11 protein-coding genes, 2 tRNA genes and 1 other RNA gene are annotated in these 16172 nt (G+C 34.0%); 4 read left to right on the top strand and 10 right to left on the bottom strand.

Annotated elements, in window-relative coordinates; translation table 11 throughout:
* Nucleotides 1-83: 83 nt before the first annotated feature.
* A complete protein-coding gene (locus ACFQ02_RS03490) occupies nt 84-2654 on the top strand; it encodes a TonB-dependent receptor domain-containing protein (RefSeq protein ID WP_380819398.1) in 2571 nt (856 codons plus the stop codon).
* Nucleotides 2655-2814: 160 nt separating this feature from the next.
* Here ACFQ02_RS03490 and ACFQ02_RS03495 read toward each other — a convergent pair whose 3' ends face one another.
* Both ACFQ02_RS03495 and pyk read right to left on the bottom strand, forming a co-directional pair.
* Nucleotides 2815-3117 carry a DUF4298 domain-containing protein gene (locus tag ACFQ02_RS03495; RefSeq protein WP_380819401.1) on the bottom strand — a complete coding sequence of 101 codons (303 nt, stop codon included), beginning with the start codon at nt 3115-3117 and terminating at the stop codon, nt 2815-2817.
* Nucleotides 3118-3214: 97 nt separating this feature from the next.
* Nucleotides 3215-4654 (bottom strand): pyruvate kinase, encoded by a 1440-nt coding sequence (gene pyk, locus ACFQ02_RS03500; protein ID WP_380819403.1) that lies wholly within the window; start codon nt 4652-4654, stop codon nt 3215-3217.
* A 242-nt stretch (nt 4655-4896) separates the two neighbouring features.
* On the opposite strand from pyk, the gene ACFQ02_RS03505 reads away from it, so the two are divergent.
* Nucleotides 4897-4973, top strand: a tRNA-Val gene (locus ACFQ02_RS03505).
* Between the two features lie 45 nt (nt 4974-5018).
* Here ACFQ02_RS03505 and uvrB read toward each other — a convergent pair.
* Nucleotides 5019-7049, bottom strand: coding sequence for an excinuclease ABC subunit UvrB (gene uvrB, locus ACFQ02_RS03510; protein ID WP_380819406.1), 2031 nt, complete (start codon nt 7047-7049; stop codon nt 5019-5021).
* 405 nt (nt 7050-7454) lie between these two features.
* Here uvrB and ACFQ02_RS03515 point away from each other — a divergent pair.
* Nucleotides 7455-7530: transfer RNA gene (locus ACFQ02_RS03515), tRNA-Asn, on the top strand.
* Nucleotides 7531-7676: 146 nt separating this feature from the next.
* On the opposite strand, the gene zevB is transcribed toward ACFQ02_RS03515, so the two are convergent.
* From zevB to ACFQ02_RS03545, 6 genes are all read right to left on the bottom strand, one after another.
* Complete coding sequence (zevB, locus tag ACFQ02_RS03520; RefSeq protein WP_380819408.1) at nt 7677-8687, bottom strand: zinc transporter permease subunit ZevB; 1011 nt, start codon at nt 8685-8687, stop codon at nt 7677-7679.
* The gene (locus ACFQ02_RS03525; RefSeq protein WP_380819410.1) at nt 8678-9340 is read right to left on the bottom strand and encodes a DUF1007 family protein; all 663 of its coding nucleotides are present in this window, start codon (nt 9338-9340) and stop codon (nt 8678-8680) included. Before ACFQ02_RS03525 ends, zevB begins: the two co-directional genes overlap by 10 nt.
* A gap of 294 nt (nt 9341-9634) precedes the next feature.
* Nucleotides 9635-10000, bottom strand: a transfer-messenger RNA (tmRNA) gene (ssrA, locus tag ACFQ02_RS03530).
* 128 nt (nt 10001-10128) lie between these two features.
* On the bottom strand, nt 10129-10722 hold the full coding sequence (locus ACFQ02_RS03535; RefSeq protein ID WP_380819413.1) for a hypothetical protein: 594 nt from the start codon (nt 10720-10722) through the stop codon (nt 10129-10131).
* A 227-nt stretch (nt 10723-10949) separates the two neighbouring features.
* Nucleotides 10950-11666, bottom strand: a complete 717-nt coding sequence (bioD, locus tag ACFQ02_RS03540; protein WP_380819415.1) for a dethiobiotin synthase — start codon at nt 11664-11666, stop codon at nt 10950-10952.
* 97 nt (nt 11667-11763) lie between these two features.
* Nucleotides 11764-12975, bottom strand: a complete 1212-nt coding sequence (locus ACFQ02_RS03545) for an ROK family protein (RefSeq protein ID WP_380819417.1) — start codon at nt 12973-12975, stop codon at nt 11764-11766.
* Nucleotides 12976-13182: 207 nt separating this feature from the next.
* Between ACFQ02_RS03545 and asnS the strand changes: the two genes are divergently transcribed.
* Nucleotides 13183-14586, top strand: a complete 1404-nt coding sequence (gene asnS / locus ACFQ02_RS03550; RefSeq protein WP_380819419.1) for an asparagine--tRNA ligase — start codon at nt 13183-13185, stop codon at nt 14584-14586.
* A 79-nt stretch (nt 14587-14665) separates the two neighbouring features.
* Here asnS and putP read toward each other — a convergent pair whose 3' ends face one another.
* Entirely contained in the window at nt 14666-16165 is a 1500-nt protein-coding gene (gene putP / locus ACFQ02_RS03555) for a sodium/proline symporter PutP (RefSeq protein WP_380819421.1), read from the bottom strand.
* Nucleotides 16166-16172 lie beyond the last annotated feature (7 nt).

The raw sequence follows: 16172 nt of genomic DNA on the forward strand, positions 1-16172 counted from the left end.
AAACAAATAATTTGATGATCTTATAGTATTGAGTTGATATAATTCTCAACTAATTGTTTAATTTATAACCAAAGGTAAATAAAATGTCCAAACATTTAACTAGCATTAGTTTATTATTTTTAGCAAATGCTGCTTTTAGCATATCTTATGCTCAATCATCAACTCCATATAAATTAGATGAAATTATTGTTCGTTCATCAAATACTGTTTATGATGAGCATAATCTTAAAAGTTATGTAAAATCAGGATCTTATTCCTACTTAGATCAATCAGATATCAATAAATTTAGAGGTTCTTCTGTTGGAGATTTTTTAACTGGAGTACCTGGAGTAATTGCTGGTAATAAACGTAACAGCGGTGCATTATCTGTCAATATTCGAGGTATTGCTAACGAAGGACGCGTACCTGTTATTGTTGATAATGCTATGCAATCAGTACCATCTTGGCAAGGTTATGCTGGTTCATCAAGCCGTACTTATTTAGATCCCGATCTAATTAGCAATGTAGAAATTGAGAAAGGAGCTTCAATGGAAGCTGATGCTACAGGTGCGATAGGTGGTGTTATTCGAATGAAAACGATTGATTGGAAAGATATTATTCCTACAGATAAAGATTGGGGTATTCGTCTTCGATTAGGTACAATGGATAATACTGTTTCACCACCTGCTTATTATACAAAAGGTGGTTATCAAACTCGTTATATCGCAGATTGCGGCAAAAACGCTGCGGGTTTATGTGAAACTCAAACTTATTCACCTAATGCAAATTATTCGTCAAAGTCACCGCACTTTAACTCTTACAATTTCAGTGTTGCTTTTGCAAAAAAATGGGAACATGGTGACGTAGTATTAGCTTATGCAAAACGCAAGCAAGGGAATTATTTTGTTGGACGGCATGGTCAACTACCTGAAATCAAAGAACATCAGAAGACATCTGAAGATGAAAGTTTTAATTATGACGTTGCAGACGTTCTCAAAAAATTAGGCAAGAATTCATTATCTGAAATTACAGATCAAGAAAAAGAAGCGAATGGCATTACTGTTTATGATTATCCAACCTATAAATCCATAACTAAAGAAGGCATTACAGTAGGTAAAATTAAATTCAAAGAGAATCACAGCACGCTGTATCGTCCAGGAGAAGAAGCATTAAATACGTCACAAAACAACCGCTCTTTTTTAGCAAAAACAAACTTATACTATGGTAATCACCGTATTAGTTTAGGCTATAACCGCTATCACAGCGAATTTGGTGAAATTATGCCTTCAATTTTAAATTTCAGAGCCTTTGGTGCATTGCAAGGTGAAGGTACTGAAATTAAAGTCAATAGTTACAATTTTGGCTATCATTATAATCCTAACACTCCGTTTGTTGACTTTGATTTAAATACTTACTATACCCATGTAGATTCGTCAAACTTTACTCCGTTTTTAGAAGAATATGGCTATTCTCGTTCAAGTCGCCATGCCCATTTTTCTGATTTAAAACAATGGGGTCTAAATTTAAAAAACAGCACTGTATTTAATCTAAATTCAAAACCAATGAAATTAAATTACAGCTTTAGTTATAGTCATGAACTATTGGATTTACCAAAAGATGCTCAAGCAAGAGTGAAAGAAAAAGGCTACCCCGATGACGCTATCGCTCCTTTATATATTCGTAGAGGAAAACGCATTGAAAAAAGTCTCTTTATGAACGCACATTACCCTATTTTTTCTTTATTGAAAGCAGACATAGGATTACGTTATACGGATACAACTATTCAAGATTATCAACCATTAGTAAAATTTGGTGATCTCGATCCAACTACAGGGAAAAATAAAACAACTTTTGAATATCAGCAACCAATAAAAATAAACGGGTTTTCACCTATCGCAATGCTAAGTCTAGACTTGCCTCAAGGTATTCAATTCTATCTTAAACACGCTCGTGCAATTAAGGCCCCTAGCTTATTTCAAGGTACAAAAGGTTGGAGTATGCAAAATACGGAAAATAATTTAGATCAACTTAAACCAGAACGCACAAATAACTGGGAAGTCGGTTTAAATTTATTTTTTGAAAATATTGCTAATAGTGAAAATGTTGCTGGTTTCAAACTTAGTTATTTCCAAAATAATATTCGAGACTATCTAACTCGCACTAATACAGATAATGGCACGACACAAACTATCAATATTTATAGTGCAAAATTTTATGGTTTAGAAAGCTCAGCTTATTTTGATATGCAGAAATTCTATGCAAAACTTGCAACCACTTATTATACAAAAGTCAATTTCTGTTTAAATCAAACTGAATGTGTGACATCTATTCACCGTAGTAACTTGAATAATCAAGTACCACCAAAACTCACTACACACTTAACTTTAGGAACTAGATGGTTAGATAATAAATTAGACATTGGTGGTCGCTATAGCTATTATAGTAAACGCTTCGTACCCGTGCTATCTTCTATGCGTTTCCAAAATACTTCTAGTATTGAATGGAATCCTTATTCATTAGTAGATTTATATGCTAATTATCAAGTAACTAACAATCTAAAACTCAGTTTTAATATTGATAATTTATTTAATCGTTATTATTTAGACACTAATAATATGGGACTGAATACAGCGCCAGGAAGAACAATGCGACTAGGTTTAGATTACAAATTTTAACTTTACATGCCCCCTAAAATTATACATATTAAGTAAAAACAATAAATTTAGGGGGTAAACTATAAAGAAAAGCAATCAAGCAAGAATTAAAGCTTAAATTATTAAACATTCATGGCGGTCATAAAAAACGACAAAACTGACCGCACTTTCAATTGAAACATCAATCTAATTTAGCAACTATAGCTTTTAACCATTGCAAATCAAGCTCTCTTTTCTCATGAACCGCATTCCAAACTGCATCCTCTGATAGCACACTATAGTTGCCTTTAGTATCTATTTTATATTGATCTGCATTATCATGAAGATCTCTCCATTTATCACTAAAGTAAAATTTTCCTAATTGTTCGATTATATCTGTTGCTTTTTTCCACTGTTCAAAGCTTTTTTCTAATTCGGGTAATAACTCAACCCATTGATTATAAAGATCTTGTGCTTGTTGGATTTTCTCTAATTCTTTATTCATAATTGCTCCATTAATCGTAATAATTTTGTCACAGTCAACAGCTAATACTAATCAAAAAAAATCGCCTTAACATTGTAAGGCGAATTTATTTAATTTTTTATTCTACTACTAGAACACGACAAGTATTTGTAGGTCCAGAAGTAATAGCATCTCCCTGAGTCACTAATACTAAATCACCACTCATTAAATAACCTTTATCTTTCAATAAGCTAATCGCCACTCTTACACCTTCAATAGTACGACTTTCCTTATCGAAATGAACTGGCACAACACCACGATACAATGCACATAAATTCAATGTTTCTTGTTTACGTGATAGGGCAAAAATTGGCAATCCAGAACTAATACGAGACATCAATCTTGCAGTTCTACCTGAGTTAGTCATTGCAATAATCGCTGCTACGCCTTTCATATGATTAGCAGCAAACATTGCTGACATTGCAACTGTTTCTTCTGTCGTTTCAAAGATCTTATCTAAGCGATGACGAGAAACATTAATACTTGGCATTTTTTCTGCACCCAAACATACTTTCGCCATTGCAGCTACAGTTTCAGATGGATATTGTCCCGCTGCAGTTTCAGCAGATAACATCACTGCATCTGTACCATCTAATACAGCATTAGCAACATCCATCACTTCAGCACGAGTAGGCATTGGATTGCTTATCATCGATTCCATCATTTGAGTCGCTGTAATAACAACTCGATTTAATTGACGAGAACGACGAATTAGTTTTTTCTGTACACCAACTAACTCAGGATCGCCAATCTCAACACCTAGATCACCACGAGCAACCATGATTACATCAGATGCTAAAATAATATCATCCATTGCTTCGTCATCGATTACAGTTTCAGCACGCTCAACTTTTGCAACAATTTTTGCATTCAAACCTGCTTCTTCTGCTAATTGACGAGCATAATTTAAATCAGCACTTGAACGAGGGAAAGAAACAGCCAAATAATCAACACCAATACGTGCCGCTGTAATAATATCTGCTTTATCTTTTTCAGTTAACGCATCCGCAGATAAACCACCGCCTAATTTATTAATTCCTTTATTATTAGAAAGAGGACCACCTACTGTTACTTCAGTGAATACTTTTGAACCTTGAGTTTCTAAGACTTTAAGTTGAACACGTCCATCATCTAACAACAAAATATCACCAGGAACAACATCTTGTGGTAAAGTCTTATAATCTAATCCAACGGCTTCTTGTGTACCTTCGCCTTTTGGTAATTGAGCATCCAAAACAAATCTATCACCAATATTTAAGAAAATTTTACCTTCCTTGAAAGTAGAAACACGAATTTTAGGACCTTGCAAATCACCTAGAATGGCAACTGTTTTACCTAATTTTTTCGCAATTTCACGCACTCGCTCAGCACGATTAATATGATCTTCAGGCGTGCCGTGAGAAAAATTCATACGAACAACGTTTGCACCAGCAGCAATAATTTTTTCTAAATTATTGCCGCGATCCGTTGAAGGCCCCATAGTGCATACGATCTTGGTTCTTCTTAGTCTTCTAGACATTATGTACTCCATCAATTTCATGATTTAATTAAAAACATTTACTCAGGCCTAATAGCCAAAATCAGCCTATAATAAAACTGCTCTTATTATACGCCTAAAATAAAATATGATCGAGATCACAAAATAGAAAAAATTTATAAATGAAATAAACTACTGATTATTTTTCTAACAAATGAACTAAAAAATCAAAAAATGCCTTGTCGTTAAGCTTAAAACCTTATATTATTACGCCAATTCAAAATGCGACTATAGCTCAGTTGGTTAGAGCACCACCTTGACATGGTGGGGGGCACTGGTTCGAGTCCAGCTAGTCGCACCATCTAAATCTGTTCCATAACATATAATTAATATTTTAGTTTTATCCTTACTCTGAAATGAATTTTTCTTTCAGTTCATGCAATTGATCTCGGATGCTAGCTGCTTTTTCAAACTCCAAATCTTGAGCATATTTGTACATTTGTTGCTCCAATTTTTTAACTTGTTGTTGATATTCTTTCACATTTTTCGGTTGATAAAGTGCGGTCGGTTCTGCCACTTTTTGTAAACGTTGTTTATTTTTAGCCTTATAATTTGTACCTTGCCCCACATCGAGTAATTCACCTACTTTTTTGTTCAATGCTTGTGGCACTATACCTTTCTTCGCATTATATTCCATTTGTTTTTGGCGTCGGCGTTCTGTTTCACTGATCGCTTTTTGCATTGATTTAGTAATACTATCAGCATAAAGTATCGCTTTTCCATTTAAATTTCGAGCGGCCCGTCCAATAGTTTGGATAAGAGAACGTTCTGAACGCAAAAATCCTTCTTTATCAGCATCTAAAATCGCTACTAGTGATACTTCAGGAATATCTAATCCCTCACGCAGTAAGTTAATTCCTACTAAAACATCAAATTCACCTAGACGTAAATCGCGAATAATCTCAACTCGTTCTACTGTATCAATATCAGAATGTAAATAACGCACCCTGACTCCATGTTCTTCTAAATAATCAGTTAAATCTTCTGCCATTCGTTTAGTCAATGTTGTAACTAAAACTCGCTCATTTTTAACCGCTCTTTGCTTAGCTTCCGAAAGCAAATCGTCTACTTGAATTGTAACGGGGCGAATTTCAATTTCAGGATCAAGTAAACCCGTTGGGCGTACAACTTGATCAATAATCTCTGTACCTGATTTTTCTAATTCATAAGGGCCTGGTGTAGCCGATACATAAATCGTTTGGGGTGCAAGATGTTCAAACTCTTCAAAACGTAATGGACGATTATCTAGTGCGGAAGGTAATCTAAAACCATATTCCACTAAAGTTTCTTTTCTTGAGCGATCACCGCGATACATGCCTCCAATTTGTGGTACTGTTACATGAGACTCGTCAATAATTAATAGACCATCTGATGGAATATAATCAAATAGAGTTGGCGGTGGTTCACCTTCATTACGTCCTGATAAATAACGTGAATAATTTTCTATTCCAGAGCAATAGCCTAATTCATTCATCATTTCAATATCAAATAGAGTCCGCTGAGTCAGCCGTTGCTCTTCTAGTAATTTATTATTTGCTAACAAATCTCGTCGCCGTTGAGCCAACTCTAACTTTATTTTTTCAATCGCATCTAAAATTCGTTCTCTTGGTGTTACATAATGCGTTTTTGGATAAATAGTATAACGAGGTACAGCACCAAAATTTGTTCCAGTAAGTGGGTCAAACAAACTGAGTCGCTCAATTTCATTATCAAATAACTCTATACGTACAGCTCTATCATCAGACTCTGCAGGAAAAATATCAATAATTTCTCCCCGTACTCGAAACATACCACGCTGAAAAGACTGATCATTACGTGTATATTGTAACTCTGCTAATTTCGCCAAAATTTGACGTTGACTAATAATTGCTCCTGACTGTAAATGTAGCATCATTTTTAAATAGCTATCAGGATCACCTAACCCATAAATTGCTGAAACTGATGCAACTACTATCGTATCGCGTCGTTCTAAGAAAGACTTAGTAGCTGACAATCGCATTTGTTCAATTTGATCGTTAATCGAAGCGTCTTTTTCAATAAAAGTATCACTGCTTGGCACATAAGCTTCTGGTTGATAGTAATCATAATAAGATACAAAATACTCAACTGCATTTTCAGGGAAAAAGGCTTTCATTTCAGCATAAAGTTGTGCTGCTAGCGTTTTATTTGGAGCGAGTAACATCGCAGGCCGATTTAAAGTAGCAATCACATTAGCAATAGTAAAAGTTTTACCTGATCCTGTTACTCCTAATAAAGTTTGATGAGCTAATCCGTCATTTAAATTCTCCACTAATTTTTTAATAGCTTGTGGCTGATCACCTGATGGTGAAAAGTCTGAATGCAAAATGAAAGGTTTACTGTTGATTCTTTGTGCCATAATATTATCTCGAAATAAAGTGCGGTTATTTTATCATAATTTTTTGTTTACAATAGCAACTAAAAAATCAAGTTTTACACAGACTTATCTCTGTCAAGAGATTACAGCAATAAAACTAAAAAAAAATTTAAAAAATTTTACTAGATTTTTTATAACTAATTGAAAAATAAGAAAATGATATTTTGCAACCAATTTAGACTAGAATTGCAAAGAAGTCCTTTTTTATAAGGACTTAGATTATTTTCTAAAAAGAAATTAACAGAGTTATCCACAGCTTCTGTGGATATAAATTAAGATAAAATAAAAAAATAAATTTTAAAATTTTTTTAGTTTAACTATTGACAATACTATACAATGTCATTACTATAGCGAGCCTATTCCTTGTGATACAGGATACAGAATTCTTCCTCCTTAGTTCAGTCGGTAGAACGGTGGACTGTTAATCCATATGTCGCTGGTTCAAGTCCAGCAGGAGGAGCCAGTTTATTTTTATCTTTTGGATAGTTTTTATTTGTCTCCTTTTATAAAAGCTGATCAAACCAAAAGAATTTAAGCCCATACCCTCCTTGTGGGCTTTAATTTTTTTACTTCTTATATTCTCTAATTAATCAATAGTGTCGTTACTATTTAGTATCCTAATAATATTGTTCCGCCTTTTGTTGGTAGGATTGTACTATAAATTAATGTCACTGCAGTAAACGCCAAAATAAAGCCAATTACAATTTTAATTGTGATACTGATTAAAACTTGTTTTTTTGCTGATAAAGCATAAAATTGCCCCAATCGAATTGCACCCAAGCGAGCATACCTTACTAAAAGTGCAAACGCTGATAAAGTAATCCCCGTACCCACTGCCATTGCTAAAGCTGATAGCATTCCCCATGAATATAGTTTCAACATATAAGAAAGGAATAAAATAAAAATAGCCCCCGAGCAAGGACGCATGCCAATACTGCAAATCATTAAAAGTTGTGACTTAACGTTAGTAGCTTCTTCTAATTGTTGGCTACTCGGCAAATGCTGATGACCACAGCTACAATTTTGATGATAATCAATAATTTTATGTTTTTTTAAAACTGCACTTTGGTTATTTAACATAGGTTTAAGCTCATAAATTTTATTGATCATAGGCTTAGATAACTTATAAGTAAATTGACGCCATAGGTTTCTAACACCTTGATAAATCCAATATAATCCGAGTAAAAAAAGCAACCCAAATGCAATTCTTTCTAACCAAAGCTGACTTAATTTAAAATAGCTTGAAGATAAATGCATTAGTACAACTACTACTGAGGTACTCGCTATAGCTACTATCCCTTGCACTAGAGAAGCAAGAAAACTTAATTTCATACTAGCTGTTAATTTAGATTCATGGGTAGAAAGGTAACTGGCAATAATAAACTTTCCATGTCCTGGACCAACGGCATGAAATATACCATATAAAAAACTGATAGCGATCAATAAGCTACCTGCTCTTATCGGCGATTGTTCAATTTGATGCAAATAACCAGATATTAATCCATTAAACTCTCTTTGCCATAATAAAACTTGACTAAAAAAATAAGGAAAAAAATAAAGTGCGGTCAATAAAAGCAAAATAAAAACTATCACATAAAAAAACTGTTTTTTTAATTGCATGTAATTTCTACCTTTTGAGCAAATACTTGTCCTAAAGAATAATCTTCGTCTTTTTGATTAATATCTAAAGAAGATGCATATTTCCTAATTTTATCACTTACATTAGGTTCAATAACTTTTCCTCGACAATTTTTTGGTAATAGAGAAAAATCTACCGCACTTTTTGTAGGTTTCTCGTAATACATTGAAACAAAATAAGTGGGATCATAAGTCATCAATTGAAAAGTATCATTAATTAAATTTTTTGGTTTCGATAGCATAAAATCAAAAAAATACATAACTTCCGCACCATTTGATTTCATGCCATAATTTTTAGGCTTAGCACTGTATTTAATTTTATTTCCTTTTTTATCAAATAAATAGCTAAAATAATGTTCATTCACAACATTAGTCATAATATCATCTATTAACTTTTGTGTTTCTTTTTTGTTTCCCTGTGCTAGTGCTAAATCATACAATACTGAGGCTGAGCTGGCTTCATCTAAAATCCACTCTACAGAAAACCCTGTAAGCTGATTATTTTCGACTAAAATTTTATTTTTCATTTCAATAAAAGCATGAGGATGTGACACTGCATAATGCGGAATAATCAACACGGAAATAAAGAAGAAAATACGAAATAACTTTTTATTCAAATTTACAATCCAATTCATGTTTAATTTAACTAAGAACAACAGTTATAAAAATAGTTCCCTTTTTACTGTAAAAAACAGTGGAGTTATAACTACTAAATTTCATTACTAACCAAAATAGATTGTACTTTATATTATTACTAAAGTACTTAACAATAAGTCAATTATATCATCTAGAACGCTAAATTAAGGACTTAATTTATAAATATGCTTATTTAGATTGGACCGTATAGAATGCACAAAAGCAAAAAAGCCTTGAATACATTAATTTTCAAGGCTACTTCGTATCTGATAGAACTCTATCTAACTAAAATTTGGTGGAGCTGGGGGGAGTTGAACCCCCGTCCGAAATTACTCTACTGTCAGCACTACACGTTTAGTCTGGTCTTTAATTTCATTTATTCTCTGCGGACAGACACGCGAAAAATAAACTAGCTCTATTCAATTTAACGTTGCGATCCTATAGCTGCGGCTTCCACGCGATCCCGTTTTAGGTGACTTCTCTTATTTCCCGTCTTACGGGCGAAAGCTAGGGAGAGAAGGCTATGAGCAGGTTATTAAGCTGCTAAAGCAAATTGTTCGTCATTTGCGACTATTTTTTTGCGGTTTATTTACGAGGCCTACCGCACCTCGACGTGCACCTTGAGCTTCGCTAATCCCGTCGAATCCAAAATCAGCCCCAAGTTTTAATAATATTAACAAAAATTTATTAATAGTGAAATGAAAAAATTGCAATAAATAAAAGAGTGAGATAAAAACTCACTCTTATGTTGCATAATCTGAATATTATTCAAATAGAATTATTTAAATTATTCAGCGGATTTTTTTACACCCTCAACTTTATCGCTGATAGCTTCTTTTGCTTCCGTTATTTTTTTAGCAGCCGCATCTTTTACTTCTGTTGCTTTTTCAACTACAGCTTCTTTGATTTCTGTAGCTTTTTGAGCTGCTGCATCTTTCATTTCAACAGCGGCTTCTTTTGCTTCTGCCATTTTTGTTGCAGTTGCTTCTTTAGCCTCTGCTGCTTTTTCAACTGCCGCTTCTTTCATTTCTGTAGCCTTTTGAGCTGCTGCATCTTTCATTTCAACAGCGACTTCTTTTGCTTCTGCCATTTTTGTTGCAGTTGCTTCTTTAGCCTCTGCTGCTTTTTCAACTGCCGCTTCTTTCATTTCTGTAGCCTTTTGAGCTGCTGCATCTTTCATTTCAACAGCGGCTTCTTTTGCTTCTGCCATTTTTGTTGCTGTTGCTTCTTTGACCTCTGCTGCTTTTTCGACTACAGCTTCTTTTGCTTCTACTGCACTTGCTTTAGCATTTTCAATATGTTCATTAGCTTTATCTTTATCACAACTCGTTAATGCTAAAGTTGAACCCAATACTAATGCTGCTAATAGTGATTTTTTCATCATTCCTCCTTATTATGTCATTGATATGATGATTACTTCTTACAAACTTATGTTTGTCTTCGCATATTTTGTAATAATTTTTTTTGAAAATAAACTGTTATTTTTGTTTTTTTCATCGTTATGTGTTTAATATTGCTAATTAGTTAATTTATTGCACTTTATAACATACTCTGAATAGTGCAATAAAAAACATTAGCTTAAAAATAAGGATATTTTCTAGGCTAATTTTATTCAATCATTCTAACCAAATGTTCAATGCCTGTAATATATTGTCCTAACTCTTGTTCTTCTGGCTTGTGAATATAAGGAATTTTTCCTATTAATGGCGCATCAATTTTATCAGATAAAAATCGGATAATTTCAGAGTAATGACTTAATCCAGGATTAATACGATTGGCAATCCAACCTTGTAGCTGCAATCCTGATTGTCTAATAGCCTGTGCAGTTAATAGAGCATGATTAATACAACCTTGTTTAATCCCAACAACTAATATAACAGGCATACGATGACTTTCAGCCCAGCTAGCGAAGGTATATTCCTGGTTAATTGGAGTTAACCAACCATATGATCCTTCAACAACAACTGAACGATATTTTTTAAATAAGCACGCTAAATCATGATTTATCTTATCAATGTCAATACGTTGAACTTCTGTTGTAAGCATTGGCATAGTATTAGAAAAACTATAACTATTAACATCTTGATAAGTTACATTTTCTTTCGTAGAAGAAATTAATGTTAATACATCGGGATTATTCTCTGAACTATAGTCGCTTTCATTTTCTATTTTTACATCGGAATAAACAGGATCTTCAACTCCACATGCTACAGGTTTGTATCCCACAACTTGTACTTCCGCTTGCTGTAATGATTGAATTATGGCTCTACAAGCAATCGTCTTACCCACATTAGTATCGGTCCCTGTAATAAAAAAACAATTCATTTTTTCTCCTTTTCTAAATACATCTATTAGATTCTAAAGGATGATTCCATTATAAATTTTGAGATAACACAATTTTTTATTAAGTAATGGCAGAATTTTACATCAAGTGTATCAATAAACTACCATCATAGATTTTCTGTTTAATACCAGCGGTAATAACGACAGTATTGTTACGCTTATACTGCCCTGTTATAACTTCTGTTTTTCTTTCTGGTTCAATTAATTTTGCCAAACGTTCATTTAAATAAGGTAAAAATATATCTTTCGCAGTAAGAAGATCTGAACTCAACATTACTTTTTTAGACGAAAAAAGATTAATTAAGTTCATTAATAAGTAAGCAATCACATCTGCGAAATGTTGCAAAATTTCTACCGCACTTTTTTCCCCCTCAATCGCTTTTTGACACAAAAAGCGAATTTTATCTACAGGATTGTCAACTTTGTTATCTGGATAGATTTCATCAACTAGCTGACAAATTGCTTGGTGGCTAATCTGATTTATTGCTTGATAGCGTTGTATTTCTGGCAAATGTGCATTAATCTGCTTTTGAATAGGGTTAAAATGAGGAACAATCATTTTATCAATGTTCATTTTCTCTTTACTATTTGCACAAATAATATTTCCTTGAGAAAGTACACTTAAATTAATCACATCATCTATTTGTAGAAATAGTACATTATTACAACCAATAACTGTACCTAGAGTACTTTCCGCTAATAACCATGTTTCGAAATACTCTGTCACTAACACTGGAATATCAAAGTGCGGTTCAAATATTGCTTTAAGATCAAGCGATAATTCATATTGCCCTAAACGATACAATTTACCATTACTTTTATTCAACTGACCTGCAACAGCAATCGAGAAAACAAAAGGATGCGTTAACTTATGTTTTGCTTCAAGTAAAAAATTTTGCAAACATTTAATCAATACTTGTTCTAATTGAACTAAATTTGCTTTGTTAAGTGGGTAAACACGCTGAATAATTGGCGTACCATCTAACTCGCAAAGCAAAATATCGAAATGATTTTCTGCTAATACCGCACATAACGATTGCCAATAAAATGGCGAAACACACAGACCAACAGCAGGTCTTCCCCGTGCCTCTGTGTTTTGTACAGTTCTTTCAATGATCAGTTTTTTTTCTATTAATTCTCGAGTTAATGCTGTGATTGTTGCGGGAGCTAATCGAGATAATTTAGATAAGTCAATGCGTGAAATTTCTTCAAACTGTTCAATCAAACGATAAATTTTACCTAGTTGCTTTAAATGCAACGGAAGTTTATCCTCTTTTCTAATCTTAGACATGGTATTTTATAAATAATTTACTAATATTATTATATAGTTATACCATTTAAACTTTTAAATACAAGATTATTATCTAAATTCTGTGGACTACGTCACAAAACCTATTAAGAAAGATATGAAATTTTAATAGGGATAGATTTTGGTAATTTGATTGAGTTTGAGGTAAACTAGGCGGGTTTTTATTAAAATTTTTAAATTGAGGTTGATATGGCTAAAATTGCAACAATCGTTGATGTATTGCAAGGAAAAGTAAACATTGGCGAACAGGTAAAAGTGCAAGGTTGGATTCGCACTCGCCGTGATTCTAAAGCAGGATTGTCTTTTTTATCAGTTTATGATGGCTCTTGTTTTGATCCAATCCAAGTTATCGTAAATAACAACATTAATAATTATGAGAGTGAAATTTTACGTTTAACTACAGGTTGCTCTGTCTCTGTAATAGGAAAAGTAGTAGAATCTCCAGCACAGGGACAAGCTGTGGAACTACAAGCAGAAAATGTGCAAGTAGTCGGCTGGGTCGAAGATCCTGAAACCTATCCAATGTCAGCAAAGCGTCACAGTATTGAGTACTTACGTGAAGTAGCTCATTTGCGTCCACGTACTAATATCATTGGAGCAGTCGCTCGAGTACGTCATTGCTTAGCTCAAGCCATTCATCGTTTCTTTAATGAACAAGGTTTTTATTGGGTAGCTACTCCTCTAATTACAGCTTCTGATACTGAAGGAGCGGGGGAGATGTTCCGTGTTTCAACTTTGGATCTTGAAAATTTACCTCGTAATGACCAAGGTGCGGTTGATTTTTCACAAGATTTCTTCGGCAAAGAGTCTTTTTTGACAGTATCAGGACAATTAAATGGTGAAACCTATGCCTGTGCATTAAGTAAAATTTATACTTTCGGTCCTACTTTCCGTGCAGAAAACTCCAACACTACTCGCCATTTAGCAGAGTTTTGGATGGTAGAACCTGAAATTGCGTTCGCTGATTTAGCTGATAATGCAAAATTAGCTGAAGACATGCTGAAATATGTCTTCCGTGCCGTATTAAATGAACGTAAAGATGATTTAAAATTCTTTGAAAAACATGTAGATAAAAACGTAATCAATCGCTTAGAAGATTTTATTGCTTCAGACTTCGCACAAATCGACTACACTGATGCTATCGAAGTATTAATAAAATCAGGCAAAGAATTTGAGTTTCCTGTTTCTTGGGGAATTGATTTATCCTCTGAACATGAACGCTATTTAGCGGAAGAATACTTCAAATCGCCAGTAGTAGTTAAAAATTATCCTAAAGATATTAAGGCGTTCTATATGCGTCTAAACGATGATGGTAAAACAGTCGCTGCAATGGACGTATTAGCTCCTGGTATCGGTGAAATTATTGGTGGTTCACAACGTGAAGAGCGACTAGAAATTTTAGATAAACGAATGGTTGAAATGGGGTTAAATCCTGATGATTATTGGTGGTATCGTGATTTACGTCGTTATGGTACAGTTCCGCACGCAGGTTTCGGTTTAGGTTTTGAGCGTTTAATTGTTTACGTCACAGGTGTACAAAATATTCGTGATGTAATTCCATTCCCTCGTTCTCCAAGAAATGCGAATTTCTAACCGCACTTTAGTATAAAGTTAAATTAACAAACTCCGATTTTATAATTAAAATCGGAGTTTTTATTTAGCTTAACCAAACTTACCGTCTGCTTTCAAATTCCGCAAGTGCTTGATCAAATTTTTCTGCAACTTGTTGATTTACTGGTGTAAATATTGATGAAGTCAATGTAATGAATGAACACATTAAAAATCCAGGTATGATTTCATAAAGCTTTGATAAATCTTCCCAGCCCCAGTATTTCATCAACGGACTCCATGCAACTACTGTTACAGCTCCAGAGATCATACCCCATAATGCGGCCTTTGAACTAATATTGCGGTTAAACAATGAAAGTATGACAACTGGACCAAATGCAGCTCCAAAACCAGCCCAAGCATAGGATACTAATCCCATTACTTTAGAATTTGGATCTTGTGCAATAACAATCGCTATCACAGAAATTAATAGAACCATGAGTCGTCCAATCCAAACTAATTCTTTGCTTGAAGCTGTTTTACGAAAGAATCCTTTATAAAAGTCCTCAGTAATTGCAGCAGAACACATTAATAATTGAGCTGATAGCGTACTCATCACTGCAGCTAAAATTGCGGACAATACAACACCAACAATCCAAGGATTAAACATCACTTTAGAAAGTTCAATAAAAATTGATTCAGCATTAGATAAAGGTAAGTTGTGAGCTGAGAAATAAGCTAAGCCATAGTATCCTACTGCTACTGCACCACCTAAACATAAAATCATCCAACTAATCCCAATTCGTCGAGCATTATTCAACGATTGCACAGAGTCAGCTGCCATAAAACGAGCAAGAATGTGTGGCTGACCAAAATACCCTAATCCCCACGCCATAGCTGAAATAACGCCAATACCTGAAACATTGTGCAACCAGTTTGAGTAAGGAATACCTGTTATAGCTGTTTTACTTTCAATTGCTAAGGTGATTTCATCCCAACTTAGATGAAGTAATACCATTACAGGGGCAAGTAATAAAGCAAAAATCATTAAGGTTGCTTGAATACTGTCACTCCAAGATACTGCCAAATATCCACCGATAAAAGTGTAAACAATTGTCGATAACGCTCCAAGCCAAAGTGCGGTGCTATATTCCATACCTAACAAGCCTTGAAATAATTTTGCTCCTGCGACTACACCTGAAGCACAGTAAATAGTAAAAAAGAACAAAATAATTGCCGACGACATTATTTTTAACGCATTTTTTTGACGAGGAAAACGCTGAGCAAAAAACTCGGGTAACGTCAACGCATTATCATAATTTTCAGTGAATATTCTTAAACGCCCAGCCACTACACGGTAATTTAAATATGCACCTATAGTTAAGCCTACAGCAATCCAAGCCTCACTCATGCCAACTGCATAAATTGCACCTGGTAACCCCATAAGTAACCAACCTGACATATCAGAGGCACCAGCTGACATCGCAGTAACAAAGCTCCCCATTTTACGTCCACCTAAAATATAATCATCAAAGTTTTGGGTAGAACGATAAGCGTAGATTCCAATTCCTAAAATAATTACTAGATACAGACCAAAAGTAATGTAAATTTGGTAATTTTGCATAAATTTC

Origin of the sequence: Seminibacterium arietis (assembly GCF_042675725.1) — a bacterium.
GTDB classification, from domain to species: domain Bacteria; phylum Pseudomonadota; class Gammaproteobacteria; order Enterobacterales; family Pasteurellaceae; genus Seminibacterium; species Seminibacterium arietis.